At 48.9% G+C, this 329-nt stretch carries 2 rRNA genes; both read right to left on the bottom strand.

Annotated elements, in window-relative coordinates:
• Window positions 1–81, bottom strand: a 23S ribosomal RNA gene (locus HU147_RS19280); the annotation flags it as partial.
• A gap of 191 nt (window positions 82–272) precedes the next feature.
• Window positions 273–329, bottom strand: a 16S ribosomal RNA gene (locus HU147_RS19275); the annotation flags it as partial.

The raw sequence follows: 329 nt of genomic DNA, 5'->3' as shown, positions 1-329 counted from the left end.
CCGGAGCATATCGGTGTTAGTGCCGTCCTTCTTCGGCTCCTAGTGCCAAGGCATCCACCGTGCGCCCTTTCTAACTTAACCATTAGAAAGTCGACCGAAAAAATCGGTCTCATCACTCGTGTTGCTTTGTTTCGTTGTTTCAATGTCGTCATATCCAGTTTTCAAAGAACAAGGGTTGAAGTTCCAACTCGGCATCGCCGAAGGTGAACCTTCAAAACTGAACGCAAAACGTCAACCGAAACCCGCAGGTTTCGTTCCGAATATATCCTTAGAAAGGAGGTGATCCAGCCGCACCTTCCGATACGGCTACCTTGTTACGACTTCACCCC

Source organism: Planococcus chinensis, assembly GCF_020071995.1.
In the GTDB taxonomy this organism is placed as follows: domain Bacteria; phylum Bacillota; class Bacilli; order Bacillales_A; family Planococcaceae; genus Planococcus; species Planococcus chinensis_A.
This window is presented reverse-complemented; position numbering and strand designations above follow the sequence as displayed.